Source organism: Kribbella sp. CWNU-51, from assembly GCF_054073265.1.
This window is the reverse complement of record NZ_JBSXMZ010000060.1, coordinates 21,462-40,868: the sequence shown is the minus strand read 5'-3', so window position 1 is coordinate 40,868 and position 19,407 is coordinate 21,462. Positions and strand designations below refer to the sequence as shown.

The 19,407-nt window shown below is 68.8% G+C and carries 17 protein-coding genes; 4 read left to right on the top strand and 13 right to left on the bottom strand.

Going from position 1 to position 19,407, the window contains the following annotated elements:
- The first annotated feature begins 56 nt into the window (after positions 1-56).
- Positions 57-1,181: a phytanoyl-CoA dioxygenase family protein gene (locus ACXC9Q_RS40835; protein ID WP_457062328.1), complete on the top strand. Its 1,125-nt coding sequence runs from the start codon at positions 57-59 to the stop codon at positions 1,179-1,181.
- A gap of 173 nt (positions 1,182-1,354) precedes the next feature.
- A complete protein-coding gene (locus ACXC9Q_RS40830; protein WP_457062326.1) occupies positions 1,355-2,356 on the top strand; it encodes a Gfo/Idh/MocA family protein in 1,002 nt (333 codons plus the stop codon).
- Between the two features lie 19 nt (positions 2,357-2,375).
- Here ACXC9Q_RS40830 and ACXC9Q_RS40825 read toward each other — a convergent pair whose 3' ends face one another.
- Positions 2,376-3,071 carry a CTP synthase C-terminal region-related (seleno)protein gene (locus ACXC9Q_RS40825; protein WP_457062324.1) on the bottom strand — a complete coding sequence of 232 codons (696 nt, stop codon included), beginning with the start codon at positions 3,069-3,071 and terminating at the stop codon, positions 2,376-2,378.
- Between the two features lie 77 nt (positions 3,072-3,148).
- On the opposite strand from ACXC9Q_RS40825, the gene ACXC9Q_RS40820 reads away from it, so the two are divergent.
- The gene (locus ACXC9Q_RS40820; protein ID WP_457062323.1) at positions 3,149-4,060 is read left to right on the top strand and encodes a LysR family transcriptional regulator; all 912 of its coding nucleotides are present in this window, start codon (positions 3,149-3,151) and stop codon (positions 4,058-4,060) included.
- A 73-nt stretch (positions 4,061-4,133) separates the two neighbouring features.
- Here ACXC9Q_RS40820 and ACXC9Q_RS40815 read toward each other — a convergent pair whose 3' ends face one another.
- The 3 genes from ACXC9Q_RS40815 to ACXC9Q_RS40805 all read right to left on the bottom strand — a co-directional run bounded on the left by ACXC9Q_RS40815 (position 4,134) and on the right by ACXC9Q_RS40805 (position 7,890).
- On the bottom strand, positions 4,134-5,285 hold the full coding sequence (locus tag ACXC9Q_RS40815; protein WP_457062321.1) for a hypothetical protein: 1,152 nt from the start codon (positions 5,283-5,285) through the stop codon (positions 4,134-4,136).
- Between the two features lie 415 nt (positions 5,286-5,700).
- A complete protein-coding gene (locus ACXC9Q_RS40810; RefSeq protein ID WP_457062320.1) occupies positions 5,701-6,693 on the bottom strand; it encodes a sugar phosphate isomerase/epimerase family protein in 993 nt (330 codons plus the stop codon).
- 18 nt (positions 6,694-6,711) lie between these two features.
- Positions 6,712-7,890, bottom strand: coding sequence for a Gfo/Idh/MocA family protein (locus ACXC9Q_RS40805; RefSeq protein ID WP_457062319.1), 1,179 nt, complete (start codon positions 7,888-7,890; stop codon positions 6,712-6,714).
- Positions 7,891-8,012: 122 nt separating this feature from the next.
- On the opposite strand from ACXC9Q_RS40805, the gene ACXC9Q_RS40800 reads away from it, so the two are divergent.
- Positions 8,013-9,038 (top strand): LacI family DNA-binding transcriptional regulator, encoded by a 1,026-nt coding sequence (locus ACXC9Q_RS40800; protein WP_457062317.1) that lies wholly within the window; start codon positions 8,013-8,015, stop codon positions 9,036-9,038.
- 3 nt (positions 9,039-9,041) lie between these two features.
- Here the strand turns inward: ACXC9Q_RS40800 and ACXC9Q_RS40795 are convergent, their stop codons facing one another.
- From ACXC9Q_RS40795 to iolB, 9 genes are all read right to left on the bottom strand, one after another.
- Positions 9,042-10,538, bottom strand: coding sequence for a CoA-acylating methylmalonate-semialdehyde dehydrogenase (locus ACXC9Q_RS40795; protein WP_457062316.1), 1,497 nt, complete (start codon positions 10,536-10,538; stop codon positions 9,042-9,044).
- Positions 10,535-11,401 (bottom strand): sugar phosphate isomerase/epimerase family protein, encoded by an 867-nt coding sequence (locus ACXC9Q_RS40790; RefSeq protein ID WP_457062314.1) that lies wholly within the window; start codon positions 11,399-11,401, stop codon positions 10,535-10,537. The genes ACXC9Q_RS40795 and ACXC9Q_RS40790 overlap by 4 nt, the downstream gene beginning before the upstream one ends.
- A gap of 3 nt (positions 11,402-11,404) precedes the next feature.
- Positions 11,405-12,421: a Gfo/Idh/MocA family protein gene (locus ACXC9Q_RS40785; protein WP_457062312.1), complete on the bottom strand. Its 1,017-nt coding sequence runs from the start codon at positions 12,419-12,421 to the stop codon at positions 11,405-11,407.
- Entirely contained in the window at positions 12,418-13,344 is a 927-nt protein-coding gene (locus ACXC9Q_RS40780) for a sugar phosphate isomerase/epimerase family protein (protein WP_457062311.1), read from the bottom strand. The genes ACXC9Q_RS40785 and ACXC9Q_RS40780 overlap by 4 nt, the downstream gene beginning before the upstream one ends.
- 76 nt (positions 13,345-13,420) lie before the next feature.
- Positions 13,421-14,302 (bottom strand): ATP-binding cassette domain-containing protein, encoded by an 882-nt coding sequence (locus ACXC9Q_RS40775; RefSeq protein WP_457062310.1) that lies wholly within the window; start codon positions 14,300-14,302, stop codon positions 13,421-13,423.
- Positions 14,299-15,354 (bottom strand): ABC transporter permease, encoded by a 1,056-nt coding sequence (locus ACXC9Q_RS40770; RefSeq protein WP_457062309.1) that lies wholly within the window; start codon positions 15,352-15,354, stop codon positions 14,299-14,301. Before ACXC9Q_RS40770 ends, ACXC9Q_RS40775 begins: the two co-directional genes overlap by 4 nt.
- 56 nt (positions 15,355-15,410) lie before the next feature.
- On the bottom strand, positions 15,411-16,415 hold the full coding sequence (locus tag ACXC9Q_RS40765) for a sugar ABC transporter substrate-binding protein (protein WP_457062308.1): 1,005 nt from the start codon (positions 16,413-16,415) through the stop codon (positions 15,411-15,413).
- 101 nt (positions 16,416-16,516) lie between these two features.
- Positions 16,517-18,460: a 3D-(3,5/4)-trihydroxycyclohexane-1,2-dione acylhydrolase (decyclizing) gene (gene iolD, locus ACXC9Q_RS40760; protein ID WP_457062307.1), complete on the bottom strand. Its 1,944-nt coding sequence runs from the start codon at positions 18,458-18,460 to the stop codon at positions 16,517-16,519.
- Positions 18,457-19,347, bottom strand: coding sequence for a 5-deoxy-glucuronate isomerase (gene iolB / locus ACXC9Q_RS40755; protein ID WP_457062305.1), 891 nt, complete (start codon positions 19,345-19,347; stop codon positions 18,457-18,459). Before iolB ends, iolD begins: the two co-directional genes overlap by 4 nt.
- Positions 19,348-19,407: the final 60 nt, after the last annotated feature.

Here is a 19,407-nt window from a genome sequence, read left to right as displayed (position 1 = left end):
TCCGAACCCGTCAAGAAGACCCCAGGCTAGAACAATCACCCCGAGAGGAGCCAGCCATGTGGTTGAAACCGTCCGACGTTCAACTGGAAGACCTGTTGACGGTGCTCAAGCAGCAGACCGACCCCGCGGACTACCCGTACGCCGAGCGGATCGAACAGCAGGTGCCGCTGTACGACGCGGTGCGGATCCGGCGCGAGGACCCGCGGGCCGTGCAGGCCGAGTTCGTCCGGGCGTTCGCCGACGGGCCTGGGATCGTCGTCCTGAAAGGGGCCTTCGGCAACGATGCGGTCGACGCGGCGACGGCCGGGTTCAACCGCCTGATCGCCCGGCAGCACGAGTCCGGGACCGCGGCCGGTGACCACTTCGCCAAGCCGGGTGCGAACGACCGGGTCTGGAACGCGCTCGAGAAGCTGGCGATCGCGGCACCGGACGTGTTCGCGGCGTACTACGCCAACGACCTGCTCGCGCTGGTCGCGTCGGCTTGGCTGGGGCCGGCGTACCAGGTGACGTCGCAGGTGAACGTGGTGAACCCGGGCGGCGAGGGGCAGACGGTGCATCGGGACTACCATCTCGGGTTCCAGTCCGATGAGGTGGCAGCGCAGTACCCGGCGCATGTGCATCGGTTGTCGCCGGCGTTGACGCTGCAGGGGGCAGTGGCGCACTGCGACATGCCGGTCGAGTCGGGGCCGACGCTGTATCTGCCGCATTCACAGAAGTACGAGCTGGGGTACCTGGCGTACCGGCAGCCGTCATTCGCCTCGTATTTCGTGGAGAACCACGTGCAGTTGCCGTTGGAGAAGGGCGACGCGGTGTTCTTCAATCCGGCGCTGTTCCATGCGGCCGGCAGCAACCACTCCGCCGACATCAAGCGGATGGCCAACCTCCTCCAGGTCTCATCCGCCTTCGGGCGCGCGATGGAGAGCATCGACCGGGCCCGGATGATCGACGCCGTCTATCCCACCCTGCTCCGGCTGACCGATCCCGTAGCCGTGGAGAACGTCATCGCCGCCACGGCCGAGGGCTACGCCTTCCCGACCAATCTCGACCGCGACCAGCCCATCAACGGCCTGGCACCCCAGTCGCAGGCCGGCCTCCTCCGCCAGGCGGTCGCGGAGAGCTGGACCGCGGACCGGTTGACCGGCGCCCTCGCCGACCACAGCATCCGCCGCGAGACCCACTGAGCATGAACGTTGGGTGAACCCGGTCCGGATCACGGGCAGGTGCTGTCGGCGCCGGGTGCTCGTCAGGCAGGATGGCACGTTCGCCGTCGGGGCCTCGGGCTACGCTTACCGGCGCGCCACTCGGACGACCACGCCGTACGCCGCCCGTACGGCCGACCATCGAGGGAGAAGGCATGGAACCGCTGCGTATCGGGATTCTCGGGGCCGCCCGGATCGCGGACCGGGCGATCGTCGCGCCGGCCCGGTCGACCGGCGCCCGGCTGGTCGCGGTGGCGGCCCGGGACTCCGGCCGGGCCGAGGCGTTCGCGGCGGAACACCAGGTCGAACGGGTGCACGCGTCGTACCAGGACGTCCTGGACGACCCGGACGTGGAGGTCGTCTACAACCCGCTCGCCAACGGCTTGCACGGCCCGTGGAACCTGCGGGCGATTGCCGCGGGCAAGCATGTGCTGACCGAGAAGCCGTCGGCCAGCAACGCCGCGGAAGCCGCCCAGGTCCGCGACGCCGCCCACGAGCGCGGCGTGGTCTTCATGGAAGCCTTCCACTACGCCTACCACCCGGTGATGCGCCGCCTGCAGGAGCTCGTGGCCAAGGGCGAGCTCGGCGACCTGCAGCACGTCGAGGCAACCATGGTGATGCCTCCGCCGCCGGACCAGGACCCGCGCTGGTCACTCCCGCTCGCCGGCGGCGCCGTCATGGACGTCGGCTGCTACGCCATCCACGCCCAGCGGATGCTGGCGCCGTACGCCGGTGGTGCCCCGAAGCTGACCAACGCCCGCGCCGGCGAACGCAAGCGGCTGCCCGGCGTCGACGAGTGGCTCAACGCCGACTTCGAGTTCCCCAGCGGCGCAACCGGCGCAGTCCGCACGAGCATGGCCGCCGAGAACGTCGAGTTCAGCCTGAAGGTCGTCGGAACCCGCGGCGAGGCCTTCGCCCCGTTCTTCGTCCTCCCCCACAACGACGACCGGGTCATCGTCACAACCAAGGAGGACACCTGGGTCGAACACCTGGGCACTCGCACTTCCTACACCTACCAGCTAGAGGCCTTCACCGCGGCAGTCCGCAACGGCGCCCCGCTCCTCACCGACGCCAACGACGCGCTGGCCACCATGCAACTCATAGACACCTGCTACCAAGCCGCCGGCCTCCAACCCCGCCCCACCTCGCAGATCTAGCGCCGTCCGCCAGTCACGGTCACTTTCCTCCGGCTGCGCGGGCGAAGGCCTGGATGAGGGGATGCGGGCGGGTGCCGTCGCCGGCCAGTTCGGGCTGGAAGAGGGTGGCCAGGTAGAACGGGTGGTCGGGTAGCTCCGCGATGCGGGGGTCGCCGGCGGCGTCGTACCCGCTGAAGACCATGCCGTGCTCGCGCAGCACGTCCATCCGGCTGCTGTCGAGGCCGTAGGAGCAGTGGTACCGCTCCAGCGACCGCTCCACCCCCAGCAACTCCGCGGCCCGAGTCCCCGGTGTCACCTGGACCGCATCCTCGTGACCGACGAGTGAGCAGGCCAGCGGGACGATGAGCAGGTCCTCCGCTTCCGGACTGCTCTCGGCGTTCTGCGCATCCGGCCGCCCGCACACGTTGCGAGCGAATTCGAGCATCGCGTGCTGGAACCCTGCACAAGTGCCGAGGAACGGGATCCCGTTCTCCCGAGCGATCCGGACCGCGGCGATCGCTCCGGCCTCGTCTCGATACGGGCTCCCCGGAACCAGCCAGATCCCGTCGAACCCCTTCAGGTCCTCGTCGACCTCCTCGGTCGGGACCCAGTACACGTCGAGGTCCAGGTTGTCGCGATCCTTCAGCCGATCCAGCAGACCGGGCACCCGCCCATGCGAACGGACGTGCGGTGAGCGGTCTCCGACCAGGGCGATGCGTCCTGAGTAAGCGTTCATGCCGTCCATCCTGGGCGTCGAGCCGGCATCAGCGCCAACGATGATCTCTGCAGTCCGCATAAGCGATACTGATCGGCGTGGATCCCCACCTGCTGCGGACGTTCGTCGCTGTCGCCGAGTGCGGTTCGTTCTCCGCGGCCGCGGACCGCCTCGGCTACACCCAGTCCGCCGTCTCCCAACACATCGCCGCCCTCGAACACGACCTCGGTACGCCGCTCCTCCGGCGCCGTCCCGTGGTTCCGACCCCAGCCGGCGAGCGCCTCCTCGAACACGCCGCGCCCATCCTCCTCCGCCTCGACGCCGCCCGGGCCGACGTCCGCCGTACCATCGCCGACCCACCGGGCACTCTGACCATCGCGGCCTCCCCCTTGGCCGCAGCCGACGGCCGCCTGGCGATCGCCCTCCGCGAGGTACGACGCTCCCGCCCAGGCACCGAGGTCACCCTGACGGTCTGCGGCCGCGAAGCCGTAGCCCGAGGAGTAGCCGCCGGAGACTTCGCCCTGGGCCTGGTCGACGGCGTCGCCGCGCCGAGCGATCCCTTGCGGCTGTCTGACGCCGGATCGCTACGCACCACTGCCGTGGCCCACCAGCAACTGGTCGTGGCGCTTGCCGCGGACCACCCACTGGCCCGCCGCCGCGGCATCAGCCTCAACGACTTGATCGACGCCCGCTGGATCGACGCCCCCGACCTCGCCGCTCCGCTGCCCACCCTGCGAACCGCGACCGGTTCCGACGCCCTCCGCCCAGCCCTCACCTACGCCGGCACCGACCTCCAAACCCTCCTGACCCTCATCACCACCGGCCACGGCCTCGCCGTCCTCCCCCACTCAGCCACCCAAACCCCCGCCGACGCGCACAGTTCGACGGCCCTGCCCGGGATCGCGGCCGTTCCGCTCACCACCCCGCGACTTGTGCACCGGATCGAGCTCCTGCACGGCCACCTCACGGAACCGGCCGCGTCCGCGTTGGCCGCCGTACTCTCCACCTGACCTCGGACACCTACTCGGGACCTCGGACATCTCACGTCCTGTCCGAGGTCCCCACGTCCTGTCCGCGGCCCGGTCAGACGTCGAGTAGTTGCTCGAGGCCCGCACGTGTCATCGGGTAGTCGAGGACGCCGACGGCCTCTCGCTCGGCGAACACCGCACGCTCGGCGTCGTCGGGGGTGATGGCTTCGCAGATCGCGTTGTAGGCCCAGTTGAGCCAGGCGGTCAAGGCGATGCCGAAAGACTCCAGGGTGAGCTTCGGCCACTCCGCGACGTCGAGATAGCCCTCGCGGAACGCCGCGACCGCCTTCGGGTTGGTCGACGGCCGCATCGTCCAGTGCGTCAGCGCGATGCCGATTTCCAGCTCGGCAGTGAGTGACCCTGCGAAGTCCCACTCCATCACGATGAGTTCGCCGTCACGGCCCTGCCGGACGTGCGACGGGATGAAGTTCTGGTTGCAGAGGATAAGCCGGTCAGAGCCGAGATCCGTCTCGATCCCGTGGAGATCAAGCAAGACCGGAAGAGCCGCGTCGAGCTGCTCGGCCCACGGTTTGCCGGCTGCACGAGCTCGATCGCGCAACTGGTACCAATCGGCTTCCGGGCGGCGTGAGATCACGTACGGATTGATGGGCGAATCGCTGGGAACGGCCAACGCGTGCAGCGTCCCGAGCGTCGTACCGGCCCGGCGCGCCAGCGCGGTCGAGATCGGCAACACCGGCGACGGGCCGACGTCGATCCACTTGTGAACGCGCCAGCTCTCGCCGCGAACTCGCTCGATCAGCTGACCTTGCGGACTCCGTACGGCGACTGGTGCCACCACGCCGGCCGCGACCGCGGCGTCCCGCAGCCGAGCACCGAGCTCGGCCTGCGCCGCCGTGATCCAGTCGAAGACCGTGACCGCGAGCCACCGACCTCGGTCGGTCGTGATTCCCCAGCACCGCCCCATCGGCGTGAACGAAACCGGCGTGGCCGCGGCGGTGACCTCGCCCAGGCCGAAGGCGCCGGCCAGCGCCTCCGCCAGCCCGTCCGGCGCGGCGGGCGTGTCCGCGAGCCGTCGCTCGACCTCGGCCTTCAGCGCAGGCCAGTCCCGTTCGCCGTACTCAGCGGCCAGGGCGCGCTGCGCATCGGCGAGCGACGCTCCTGGCTCGGATTCGCGCAGTACGCCAAGAAGGTCCTTGGCCTGTTTGCGCAGGTACTCGATACTCGGCCGATCCGGCAGCAGTCTCATCACGCGTCCTCTCGCGCCCGGACTCGCACGGGCCACAAGAGAGCGTCACCCACCGCACTCGGCTGATCGATCGCGAGGTGGCTTCCAGCCTTCCGGCGAGTCTCGGCGCGCCCTCAGCACGCCTGCGTGACGCTACCCAACCTTCCTCCGGCGGTCAACGGCGCCCGCGCCTACTTCCGGCCCTGCTTGGTCGGCGGGATGATCGAGCTGTCGCTCGGGTTGGGTTTCGGCTGTTTGGGTTGCTTGGGCTTGCGGACTTCACGTCCGCCTTTGTTCTTCGACATGACGCACTCCCGGAGCTTGAAGATCGCTGACATCGCACAGGCCGACGGCCGTCGTACGCCGCGGTACTCCTCATGCCCCGGGGGTCGTCTTCGACGCTACACCCAAACCGCCGCTTTCAGTCGTGGATCTGTCAGCCGGCGGCCGCGGTCAGGAGGGTCTTGGCGGCGTACTCGAGGCCTTCCAGCTGGCCCAGCTCCTGGTCCTCGTGCTCGATGTTGACGGCCATGTCCGGGTCGATGCGCTTGATCGCGGCGAGAAAGTCCGTCCAGAACGCGACATCGTGACCACGGCCGACGGCGACGAAGTCCCAGGAGGAATTCTCCGGCCAGCGGCTGAGCGTGTCCTTACCACCCAGCCCGATGGCGCCAGGGTCCGTCGGAAGCACCCGCCCGAAGCGGTCGTCCAGTACGCCGTTGACCTTGGCTGCTGCGTTGATCCGGGTGTCCTTCGCGGCCGCGTTGTAGACCAGGCCGCCGAGACTGTCCAGGGCGCCGACCGGATCGATCCCCTGCCAGAACAAGTGACTCGGGTCCATCTCGGCCCCGACGTGGGTGGCGTCGATCTCCTCGGCGAGCCGCACCATGGTGGCCGGGTTGTAGACCAGGTTGTGCGGATGCATCTCGATGCACACCTTCACGTCGGCGTCGGCAGCCCGGGCCTGGATGTCCTTCCAGTACGGGATCGCCACCTCGTTCCACTGGTAGTCGCGGGCGTCGAGGTACACGCTGTCCCAGGGCAGGACCGTCCAGGATGGCGCCGTACCACCGGCGTGCGCCTCGGGCAGGCCGGACATGGTGACGACCCGCTTGACGCCGAGCAGGGCGGCGAGCTCGATGGCGTCGACCACGTCCTGGCCGTGCTTGCGCCGTACGTCCGGGTCGGGGTGCAGCGGGTTGCCGTTGCAGTTCAGAGCTGTGAGCGCGACGCCGGCGGCGTCGAACTGGGCGAGGTACTCGTCGCGGGCGTCCTTGCTGCCGCGGATCTCGTCGATCGGCAGATGCGGCGCGGGCAGGAAACCGCCCGAATTGATCTCCGCGCTGTCGAGGCCGAGTCCGCGCAGCGTCGTCAACGCGTCACCGATGGGCAGGTCGTGCAGGCAGGCCGTGTAGGCACCGAGCTTCATGGTGATGGTCCTTCCGGATCAGTCGATGGTGACGGCCGCGCCGCCGGTCTGGGCCGAGGTGACAACGGCGCCCAGCAGCCGCAGGTTGCGCAGTCCGTCCTCGAAGGTCGGGCAGGGCGGGAGTCCCTCGACGCCGGCCACCTGGCCGAGGAATGCCCTGGCCTGGAAGGCGAACAGGTCGTTCTGTCCGTGGCCGACCCCGGGGAAGTCCATCGGCAGGCCACCGGTGATGTAGGGGTGTTCCGGGCCGACGAGCACCTGGCGGTACCCCTGGGTCGCGAGTGGTGCCGTGCCGTCGACGAAGCCGAACTCCGACGCCCGGGCGAGCTCGAACGTGGCCGAACCCTTCTCGGCGAAGGCCTCGAAACCGAGCCCGTTCGGGTGACCGAACGAGGTCCGGGACGCCGACAACGTCGCGGTGGCTCCGGACGCGAACCGCGCGGTGAAGCTGACCAGGTCCTCGTTCTCGACCGGCTCCGTCTCGTCGCTGACCGCCGCCAGGGCGTGCCCCACGACCGCACCGACCGGAAGGTGCCGCTCGGTGATGTACGTCGCCAGCACCGCCCCGCCGACCGACTCGATCGGCCCGCCGAGGAACTCGGCCACGTCGGCCAAGTGAGCGCCGATGTCAGCGAGCGCACCGGAACCGGGGCCACCCTTGTACCGCCAGCTCATCGGAGCCATCGGGTCACAGCCGTAGTCGCACCAGTAGTGCCCGTCGAGGTGCAGCAGCCGGCCGATCGCCCCGGACTCGAGCTGCGCACGAACGGCGTTGATCGCCGGCGAACGCCGGAAGGTGAAGCCGGTCGCGGTCTGTCGGCCCGAGGCGCGTGCGGCGGACACCATCGCAGCCGCGTCCTCGACGCTCGGCGCCAGCGGCTTCTCACAGAGCACATGCTTGCCGGCGGCAAGCAGACCCTCGACGATCTCGCGGTGCAACGTGTTGGCGACCACCACGCTGACCACGTCGACGTCAGGCGCCTCGGCGATGGCCTGCCACCTGGTCTCGGCCCGCTGGTACCCGAACCGGTCGGCGGACTCCTTCGCGACGCCGGCGTTGACATCACCGACGGCGACGAACCGCACCTCGGGCAGCCCGGCGCCGTGGATCGCGGTCGCGGCCCGATAGCCGGCCAGGTGCGCGCGGCCGGCCATCCCCGCACCGATCACCGCCACGCCGATGGACGAAGATGACATGCCTGCTCCTCACCTGCACAGATCCGGATTCCCTGCGCCTGTTGAATTTCAAGCGCTTTAAGACTCTGCTACCATGCTTGTCCTGACAAACTGTTGTCAAGGGCTCGCCACCGGGAGATTCCGTGACCACTCGCGATCGACGTTCGGCCGGCGCGACCCGGCGCCCACGGCTGGAGGATGTAGCGGCCGCGATCGGCATGTCACCGTCGTCGGTCTCGCTCGCGCTCAGCGATCGGCCAGGCCCCAGCGAGGAAACCCGCCGCCGGGTGCGGGAGGCCGCCGACCGGCTCGGCTATCGGCCCGACCGGACCGCGAGTCTGCTGGCGCGCCGTCGTACCCGGCTGTTGGGAGTCATGCTCGACATCCGGAGTCCGTTCCATGCCGAGTTGGTCGAGGATCTGCATCGGGCCAGCGCGGGCCGCGGCTACGAGCTGGTTCTCAGCGCCGTGACCGCCGAGCGGGACGAGCGGCGCGCGATCGAGACCCTGCTGGACTTCCGCTGCGAGGCCCTGATCCTGCTCGGCCCGTCCGGATCGATCCCCCGCCACGGTCTGCCGGTCGTGGCCATCGGTAAGCACACCGGCACCGGCATCGATGTGGTCCGGGCCGCGGACGACCTCGGCGTGGCGCAAGCCGTCGCGCATCTGGTGGGCCTCGGTCACCGCGAGATCGCCTTCGTCGACGGCGGCAAAGGACCGATCGCGGCTCTGCGCCGGCGCGGCTACCGGACCGCCATGCGCGAGCACGATCTGGCCGACTCGCTGCGGATCATCCCGGGCGGACACGACGAGCTCGCCGGCGCACAGGTCGGTCGGGTGTTGCTCGACGACGGCCGACTACCGACCGGGATCGTCGCGTCCAACGACATGTGCGCGGTCGGCCTGCAGGACACCTTCACTCGTGCCGGCGTACGCATCCCGGAGGACGTGTCGCTCGTCGGGTACGACAACAGCACGCTGGCGCGGCTCGCCCACATCGACCTGACCTCGATCGATCAAGACGCCACGCAACTGGCCAAGCACGCCGTCGAAGCGGCGGCCGACCGCCTCGAGAACGGCCGGACCACCGCCGAGGAGTTCGTCCTCACGCCCCACCTGGTCGTCCGCGGCAGCACGGCAGCCGCACGCGACCAGGCGGAGCGCCCCTGACGCTCAGTCGTGGGTGGGGAAGCCCAGGTTGATGCCGCCGTGGCTCGGGTCGAGCCAGCGGGACGTGACGACCTTGCCGCGGGTGAAGAAGTGGACACCTTCCATGCCGTGGGCGTGGGTGTCGCCGAACAGCGAGTTCTTCCAGCCGCCGAAGGAGTAGTAGGCCATCGGGACGGGAATCGGGACGTTGATGCCGACCATGCCGACCTCGACCTCGTTCTGGAACCGGCGGGCGGCGCCGCCGTCGTTGGTGAAGATCGCCGTGCCGTTGCCGTACGGGTTCGAGTTCACCAGGTCGAGGGCGGCGTCGTACGACGGCTCCCGGAGGACCGACAGCACCGGCCCGAAGATCTCGTCGGTGTAGATCGACATCTCCGGCGTCACCTTGTCGAACAGCGTCGGCCCGAGCCAGAACCCATCGGCCACACCGTCGAACTCACCGTCCCGGCCGTCCACGACCAGCTCCGCGCCTTCCTCCACACCGGCGGCGACGTACCCGGCGACCTTGTCCCGGTGCGGGCCGGTGACCAGCGGGCCCATGTCGCAGCCGCGGGTCCCGTCGCCGGTCTTGAGCTTCGCCATCCGCTCCTTGATCTTGCCGACCAGCTCGTCGGCGATCGGCTCGACCGCGACCAGCGCGGAGATCGCCATGCACCGCTCACCGGCCGAACCGAAGCCGGCGTTCACCGCGGCGTCCGCGGCCAGGTCCAGATCCGCGTCGGGCAGCACGATCATGTGGTTCTTCGCGCCACCGAGCGCCTGCACGCGCTTCCCGTTCTTCGTGCCGTTCTCGTAGACATACTTCGCGATCGGGGTCGAGCCGACGAACGAGACCGACTTGATGTCGGGGTGCTCGAGCAGCCGGTCGACGGCCTCCTTGTCACCGTGGACGACGTTGACCACGCCGTCCGGCAGACCGGCCTCCTTCCAGAGCTCGGCCATCGCGTTCGCCGCCGACGGGTCCTTCTCGGACGGCTTGATCACCACACTGTTGCCACAGGCAACCGCGATCGGGACGAACCACATCGGCACCATGGCCGGGAAGTTGAACGGCGAGATGATCGCGCTGACGCCGAGCGGCTGGCGGATCGAGTACACGTCCACCTTCGTCGACACGCCCTCGCTGAACCCGCCCTTGAGCAGATGCGGGATGCCACACGCGAACTCGATCACCTCCAGGCCGCGGGTGACCTCGCCGACGGCGTCGGACAGCACCTTGCCGTGCTCGGCGGTGATCAGCGCGGCGATCCGCTCCTTGTGCTGGTTCACCAGCTCGCGGAACGCGAACAGCACCTGGGTCCGCCGGGTCAGCGAGGTCTGCGCCCACGTGCGGGCCGCCTCGTGGGCGACCTTGACGACCTCGTCGACGGTCGCGGCCGAGGCCAGGTCGAGCTCGCCGGTGACCTCACCGGTCGCCGGGTTGTAGACCTTGCTGGTGCGCTCCGAGACCCCGGTCCACGGGCTCCCGCCGATCAGGTGGGTGATTCGCTGAGTACTCACGTCTGGATCCCTTGTTTGGTCAGTAGCTCCGTGATCTTCTCCCGCATGAACGTGCTCGACTCGCGAGCCCGTTCCTCCCAGGCGAAGACACAGGTCGTGATGGTGCCATTGAACCCGGCCGCGGCCAGGCACGCGAACAGTTCGTCGAAGTCGACCTCGCCCTGGCCGATGTCCAGGTGCTGGTGCACCCGGACCGTCGATCCGGGCGGGTTGACGATGTAGCGGAGTCCGGACGAGCCGGTGTGGTCGAACGAGTCCGCGACGTGGATGTTGGTGAGCAGGTCGCCGGCGTAGTCGATGATCCCCTGCGCGTCGTTACCCATGTGGAAGGTGTGCGGAGCGCAGTACAGGAAGGTCACCAGCGGACTGTTGATCCCCCGGATCAGGTCGACCGCCGCCTTCCCGTCCTCCTCGAAGTCGTCCGGGTGCGGCTCCAGCGCGAGCTTGATCCCCTCCCGCTCGAAGACCGGCAGGAGTTCCTCCAGCGAGCGCCAGAACTGCGCCTCGCTGCGGGCCGCCTGCTCCGGCCGGCCGTTGAACTCGGAGTTCATCGTGTCGACGCCGAGCACGGCCGTGATCTCGATGGCACGTTTCCAGTACCGCACAGCCGCCTGCCGGTCGTCCTCGTCAGGGCCGGACCACCTGAACAGCGGCAGCACCGAGGACACGCCAACTCCGGCCGCGGCCAGCTCCTTCTTGAAGGCGGCCACGGTCTCGTCGTTCACCCGTGGGTGGTTGAAGAACGGGATGAAGTCATCCCGGGGTGACAGCTCGATCCACTCGTAGCCGAGCTCGGCGACCAGGCGCGGCAGCTCGAGCAAGGGCGTACTGCGGAACATGTACGGATCGAGGGCAAGTTTCATGGGTCAGCCCTTCGCGTAGAAGTCGGGGCGTTCGTGCGAGACGACTTCGACTCGCTGACCGGTCCGCAGTGACTCCAGGCAGGTGTCCGACACCACCGCCGCGAGATGGCCGTCCCACGCGCTCGGGCCGGTGAACCCGCCGGAGGCCACCGCGTCGATCCAGTCCTGCAGCTCGACGTCGTACGCCCGGACGAACCGCTCCTGCCAGGACGCCGGCACGCGGCCGGCGTACCGGCCGTCGCTCTTGACCACTGCGCCGGCAGCCTCGGCCAGTGCCGCCGTACCGATCTCGCCGACGACCTCACCACGGATGTCGTACCCGTAGCGGATGTTGAGCGACACCTCGACGTCCACCAGCACCCCGCTGGCCATCTCGAGCAGGATGATCAGCGGATCCTGCAGGTCGTCCCCCGCGTTGCTGTTGCGCCGCGGCTTGAGCACCGTGGTCGCCACGATCTCCTCGCCGAACATCCACCGCACCAGGTCGATCTCGTGGATGGCGGAGTCGGTGATGATCATCTCGGTTGTGAAGCCGTACGGCGGCACCGACGGGTTGCGGTGTGCACAGTGCATCAGCAGCGGTGCGCCGATCGAACCGTCGTCGACGGCCGCCTTCACCGCCTGGTACGGCGCGTCGTACCGGCGCATGAAGCCCACCATCACGAGCCGCTTGCCACTCGCGACCTCGGCGTCGACGATCCGGCGGCAGGCCTCCTGCGTGGTGGCCAGCGGCTTCTCGCAGAACACCGGCTTGCCCGCCTCGATGGCCGCCAGCACGAACTCCTCGTGCGTCGGTCCCCACGACGTCACCACTACGGCGTCGACCGCGTCGTCACCGATGAGCTCCTGCCCGGTCGCGTGCACCGTGCAGCCGGTCAGTCCGTCGGCGATCGACTGGGCCCGCGCCGGGTCCACGTCCGTCACGGCGACCACCTGAGCACCGGACAGCACCTGTGTCAGCCTCCGGATGTGGTCCTGCCCGATCATGCCGACGCCGATGACTCCGACCCGGACCGTCATGACTGGTCACCTCCGATTCCCACACTGCGCAGGTAGTCGTACGTCCGCCGGGCGATCGGCTCCGGTACGTCGAAGTCGCACGGATACAGGTCCTGCTCGACGATGACGAAGACCTCGTCCCGGTCGAGCGCCCGCAGCGCCGCGGCGATCGGTTCGATCTTCGGTTCGGCGTTCGGCGGTTCCGCCATCACGCCGCGCTTGACGGCCTCCCCGAACGGCAGGTCCTCCGCGTCGACCACCTTCAGAACCTCCGGATCGACGCCCTTGATGTGCAGGAACCCCAGCCGCTCCGGGTACTTCTCGATGATCGCGACGTTGTCGCCGTGCCGGTAGGCGAAGTGCCCGGTGTCGAGGCACAGGGAGACGTAGCGCGGGTCGGTGTCCTGCAGGAATCGCTCCACTTGCGGTTGCGTCTCCACGTGGGAGTCCGCATGCGGGTGGAGCGCCACCGTGAGGCCGTACTCCTCGCCGATGATGCGGCCGAGCTCGTTGTTCTGCCGGATCAACGTGTTCCAGGCGTCGGCGTCGAGCTCGCGCACCGCCTTCGTCGCGCCGGTCCGCTCGTCCCGGTACGCCGCGGGGAGGATCACCAGGAAGCGCCCGCCGACCGCGGTTACGAGTTCCGCGACCTTGCGGGCCTCGTCGAGGGTGGATTGCCATTGCCCGGCGTCCTGCAAGGGTGCGCCGACGGCTTGCCCGGACACCCTCAGCCCACGCTGGTCGAGCTCGTCGGTCAGCCGGGCGGGGTCGGTCGGCAGGTAGCCGTACGGTCCAAGCTCGACCCAGCGGTAGCCGACGCCCGACAGCTCGTCGAGGAAGCGCTGCCACGGGGTCTGCAGCGGGTCGTCGGCGAACCAGACGCCCCAGGAGTCGGGACAGCTGCCCAGCGCCAGGCGAGGGCCGCTGCTTGGACTAGTGCTCATCAAGTGGGGTCCTTCCAGGTGGGTGGGTCTCCGGGCGGTTCCGCCGCCGCCCCGTCCAGGCGGCGGAACCGCCAGGTCAGGAACCGGTGGGCCGTTCGGTGATACCGAGTTCCTGCACTTCCTCCGAGAGCACCTGCGCCGCCTCGGCGACCGCACCGCCGCCCTGCTCGAGCTCGTGGTGCAGCTCCTCGAGCTCGGCCCCGCCGGCCATCAGCGCGGTGAGTTCGTCCCGGGTGATCTCGTCCTTCTTGTAGTACCCGAGCGTCTTGCCGCGCTTGAGCAGCAGGAACCGGTCGCCGACCGGGTAGGCGTGGTGCGGGTTGTGGGTGATGAAGATGACGCCGAGACCGCGGTCCCGGGCCTGGACGATGTACTTCAGCACCACTCCGGACTGCTTCACCCCGAGAGCGGCGGTCGGCTCGTCCAGGATCAGCACCTTCGCCCCGAAGTACACCGCCCGGGAGATGGCGACACACTGCCGCTCGCCACCGGACAGCTGCCCGATCGGCTGGTCGACGTCGCGAAGGTCGATGCCCATGTCGAGCAACTCCTTCTTGGTCGTCTTCCGCATCAGGTCGATGTCCAGCCGGCGGAGCGGGCCGACGCCCTTGCTGATCTCGTTGCCGAGGAAGAAGTTCCGCCAGACCGGCATCAGCGGTACGACGGCCAGGTCCTGGTACACCGTCGCGATCCCCCGCTCGAGCGCCTCCCGGGGCGACCCGAAGGTGACCTCCTCCCCTTCGACCTCGTAGGAGCCGTGGGTCGGCTGATGCAGGCCGGCGATGATCTTGATCAGCGTGGACTTGCCGGCCCCGTTGTCCCCGAGCACGCAGGTCACTTCACCGGCGTCCACTTCGAGCGAGATACCACCCAGGGCGATGATGTTGCCGTAGTTCTTGTCACAGGCGCTGAGCCGAACCAGCGGCGCCTTGGCGGGAGCTTCCGTGGTGACAGTCATCGTGATGCCTCCGCACGTCGACGGATGTAGGTGTTGAGCAGGATGGCGCCCAGCAGCAGCACGCCCAGGAAGAAGTACTTCCAGTCGGGGTTCCAGCCGGCGTAGACGATGCCGAGCTCGGCCATGCCGTAGATGAAGGCGCCGATCGCGGCGCCGATCGCGGAACCGTACCCACCGGTGAGCAGGCAGCCACCGACCACGGCGGCGACGATGTAGATGAACTCGTTGCCCACCCCGAGGCCCGACTGCACCGTGTTGAAGGCGAACAGCGTGTGCATGCCGATGAACCAGCCCAGGAAGCTGACGCCCATGAACATCCCGATCTTCACCCGGTTGACCGGCACGCCGACCGCCCGGGAGCTCGGGGCCGAACCGCCGACGGCGAAGATCCAGTTGCCGATCTTCGTACGGAGCAGGAGCCACGTCGCCAAGACGATGAAGAGGAGCCACCACAGCAGGGTGATCTTGATCGTCGCGCTGCCGACGGTGAACTGGGACGAGAACACGTTGTGGGCCGAGCCGAACCCGTCGATGTCCGACACGTCGTTGGTCGCGACGTTCCCGGTGACCTGCTTGGTCAGCGCCAGGTTGAGGCCGCGCAGCATGAAGAACGTGCCCAGCGTCACCAGGAAGCTCGGAATCCCCGTCCTGACGACGAGATAGCCGTTCACGAAGCCGATCCCGAGCGCGACCACCAGGGACACCACGACCCCGAGCCACATGTTCGCGGTGAACTGGTAACTGAACATCGAGGCGACGAGGGCCGAACTGGTGACGGCGACACCCGCCGACAGGTCGAACTCACCGCCGATCATGAGGACCGCGACGGCGATCGCCGGGATGCCGTACACGGAGCTCGAGTAGAGAACGGTGGACAGCGACGTGGCGTCCCGGAACGGCGGGGCCACGATGAAGAAGACCGCATAGATGACGATCGCGCCGACGAGCGCCCCGAGCTCGGGACGGGCCAGCAGCCTGGAGACGGCGGACCTGCGGCCCACGCGCTCGTCCTGCGCCGGTGGTGCCGGAGTGGCAGCCAGTGTCTGGCTCATGGAGACCTCCTAGTCTCAGTTCCGACTGGGCCACCGCACGCGGTGGCCCGATCGGACTACCGGGTCCCGCCGGCAGCGAACTTGCCCACGAAGTCGACGTTCTGCTTGTCGACGAGGAACGGCCCGGTCAGCGTCGGCTTGCCACCGCCGATGATGTTGCCGTTGTTCTTGTACAGCCACAGCGAGTCAACCGCCTCGTAACCCTGGAGATAGGGCTGCTGGTCGATCGCGAACTGCAGCTCACCCGACTGGATCTTCGCCGGGATCTGCGGGTTGAAGTCGAAGGTGCCGACCTTGGCCGTGCTGCCCGAGTCCTTCACCGCGTTCATCGCCGCCAGCGCGTCCGACGCGCCCAGGGTGATGATGAAGTCGATGCTCGGGTCCTGCTTCAGCTTCGCGGCGATCGTGGACTGCTCCGACGGCCGGTCCGAACCGTTGACGTAGATCTTGGTCCACTGCCCCTTGAAGGTGTTCTTCACACCGTTGCAGCGATCCTCGAGCTGAACCTGACCCTGGAACTGGATCACGCACAGCAGGTGCTTGTAGCCACCCTCGGTGGCTCGCTGACCGCCGGCCTCTCCGGCCACGGTCTCGTCCGAACCGAAGTACGACAGCGCACCCGACTGCTCGAACGAGCCGATGCCCGCGTTCAGTGCGACCACCGGGATACCCGCGGCGATGGCCTTCTTCACCGCCGGGATCAGCGCCGGTGGATCGGGAAGCGTGACCGCGATGCCGTCGACCTTGCTGTCGATGGCGCTCTGGATCAGGTTCGCCTGGTTGCCCGAGGACGGATCCGACGAGTACTTCAGATCGACGTTGTCCTTCGCGGCTGCGGCCTTGGCACCCTTCTGGATGATGTCCCAGAAGGTGTCACCGGGCGCGCCGTGGGTGATCATCGCGACCGTCATCTTCGGCGTGTCGGCCTGACCGGCCGCCGCGCCGCCGGCGGCCGCCTCCTCCGCCTTCTTCCCCCCGCTGCTGCTACATGCGGCCGCTGTGACCACCAGACTCACAACGACCGCGGCGGTCAGCAGCCGCCGCCTGCCAGATCCGAACATCTCTCTTCCCCTTCTTCCACGACTTCTCCTACCTGCAGAGCCGAAGAGCCTCCGGCCCGTGGATTCGCGTGTCCCCGAAAAGTGAGTCTGTCCGCCACCGATCAGTCCTCCGTCTCCCGTGTGTACGTCACCGGTGCCACGTAGGTGCGCTGGCCGGCCTTGAACTCCTCGTAGGCCGTCCGCGCGGCAATCGTCGACTCGAGCGTCGACACCTCGCTGACCGGGACGTCCCACCACGACTCGCTGTCCGGGGCACCGATCAACGGATCGGTCCGGACGTGGATCAGCACCGGCCCGGCCGCGGCCTTCGCGATCCCGATCGCCTTCTCCAACTCGGCCCGGCTCTCGACCTCGATCACCTCGACGCCGAGACTGCGGGCGTTCGCGGCCAGGTCGACCGGCAGGTGGTCGCCGTCCAGCCGGCCGTCCCCGGTGCGGTAGCGGTACGACGTACCGAACCGCTGGGAGCCGAGCGACTCCGACAGCGCGCCGATCGAGGCGAACCCGTGGTTCTGGACCAGGACGACGATCACCTTGACGTTCTCCTGCACCGCGGTGACCAACTCGGTCGACATCATCAGGTAGGAGCCGTCGCCGACCATCACGAATACGTCCCGGTCCGGGGCGCCGAGTCGTACGCCGATCCCGCCGGCGATCTCGTAGCCCATGCAGGAGTAGCCGTACTCGACGTGGTAGCCCTTGCCGTCGCGGGTCCGCCAGAGCTTGTGCAGGTCGCCCGGCATCGAGCCGGCCGCACAGACGACGACGTCGCGTGGATCGGACAACTCGTTCACCGAGCCCAGCACCTCGCCCTGGGTGAGCAGACCGGCGGCCAGCTTGCCGGTCACCTCGGCCGGCGGGTTGTACGCCTGCTCCACGATCGCGTCCCACTCGCTCGCCAGCCGCGCGGTCTCCGCCCGGTAGTCGTCGTCGACCGACCACCCGTCGAGCGCGGTCGTGAGCGCGGTCAGCGCCTCGCGGGCGTCGGCCACCACCGGCAGACCGGCGTGCTTGCCGCCGTCGAACCTGGCCACGTTGATGTTCACGAACCGTACGTCGGGGTTCTGGAACGCGGTCCTGGATGCGGTCGTGAAGTCGGCGTAGCGGGTGCCGATACCGATCACGAGGTCGGCCGACTCGGCGAGTTCGTTCGCCGCAGTCGTCCCGGTCGAGCCGATCGCTCCGACCGATTGCGGGTGGTCGTAGCGCAGCGATCCCTTGCCTGCTTGGGATTCCCCGACCGGGATCCCGGTCGCCTCCGCGAGCGTCCGCAGTAGGTCGTTCGCCTCGGCGTACGCCACGCCGCCACCGGCGACGATCAACGGACGCCGGGAGTTGCGGATCAGCGTGGCCGCCTGGTCGAGGATGCTTGCCTCAGGCAATGGTCGCGCCACATGCCACTCGCGCTCGGCGAACAGCTCCTCCGGCCAGTCGTACGCCTCCGCCTGCACGTCCTGCGGTAGCGCCAGGGTGACCGCGCCGGTCTCGACCGGGTCGGTGAGCACACGCATCGCGTTCAGCAGCGCGGACGGCAGCTGCTCGGGCCGGCTGACGCGGTCGAAGTACCGCGACACCGGGCGGAACGCGTCGTTCACGCTGATGTCGCCGGCGCCGACGTTCTCCAGCTCCTGCAGCACCGGGGTCGCGACCCGGGTGGCGAACGTGTCCGACGGCAGGAGCAGGACCGGCAGCCGGTTGACCGTCGCGAGCGCGGCACCGGTCAGCATGTTCGTCGAGCCGGGTCCGATGCTCGCCGTACAGGCGTAGGTCCGCAGCCGGTTCGTGGTCCGCGCGTACGCCGCCGCGGTGTGCACCATCGCTTGCTCGTTGCGGGCCAGTATGTAGGGCAGCGCCTCGGGGTCGGCCAGCTCGGACTGCAGGAGCGCCTGGCCGACACCGGCGACGTTGCCGTGCCCGAAGATGCCGAAGCATCCGGCGAAGAGCTTCTGCCGCTGGCCATCGCGCTCGGAGTACTGCACGCTCAGGAAGCGCACCAGTGCCTGGGCGACGGTCAGCCGCACGGTCCGGGACAGCCCTGTCGTCATCGCTGCTCTCCAAGGGGAAGTCTGGGGTCGACCTGCTGGGTGTTCCACAGCTCGCGGACCCACGCGTGCTGCGGGTCGTCGGTGATCAGCCACTGGCGTTCAGTGCCAGGCCCGGCCATCACATTCAGGTAGTACATGTCGTAACCGGGCGGCGCCATCGCCGGGCCGTGCCAGCCGTGCGGGACCAGCACCAGATCGCCGCTGCGGACCTCGGCCAGCACGTCGATCGGCCGGTCCTCGGTGCCGTAGACCCGCTGGTAGCCGATCGGATCGTTGCCCTTGACACCTTCCGGTACGTCGTCCGACAGCTGCAGCTCGAAGTAGTAGATCTCCTCGAGCTCGCTCTCGTGGCCAGGCTTGTGCTCGTCGTGCTTGTGCGGTGGGTACGACGACCAGTTGCCGGCCGGGGTGAGCACCTCGCAGGCGATGATCGAGTCCGCCTCGAGGACACCCGGCGTACCGAAGTTCCGGACCTGCCGGGAGGCGACGCCGGCACCGCGCAGCTCCGTCTCCACCTGCTCGACACCGAGCCGGCGGAACGGGTAGTCGCGGGCTGCCTTCGCGTTCGGGAAGGCGACCCGGGCGCCACCGGCGCTGACGACCGCGAACGTCGTACCGCGGGGCACGTAGGCGAGGTCGGTCGGGCCGGCGAAGACGTCGGCGCGCCCGCCGAGCGGCACGGTCTCGCCGTCGACGATCACCTCGGCCGAGCCACTCAACGGGAGGACGAGGTATTCGCAGTCGCCGGTGTCGATCTCCACCGACTGACCGGGAAGCAACGTGCGGATCGAGAGCCCGGTGTGGTGCCAGTCCCGCTCACCGGGCCGGACCATCAACTCGAAGCCGTCGCGCGCCGTGGAACCCCGCGGCCGGAACCACCGACTCATGGACGTCCTCGCTTCGCTCCGGGCGCCCATGAGGCACAAGTCGGGCTGCGTTTATTGATT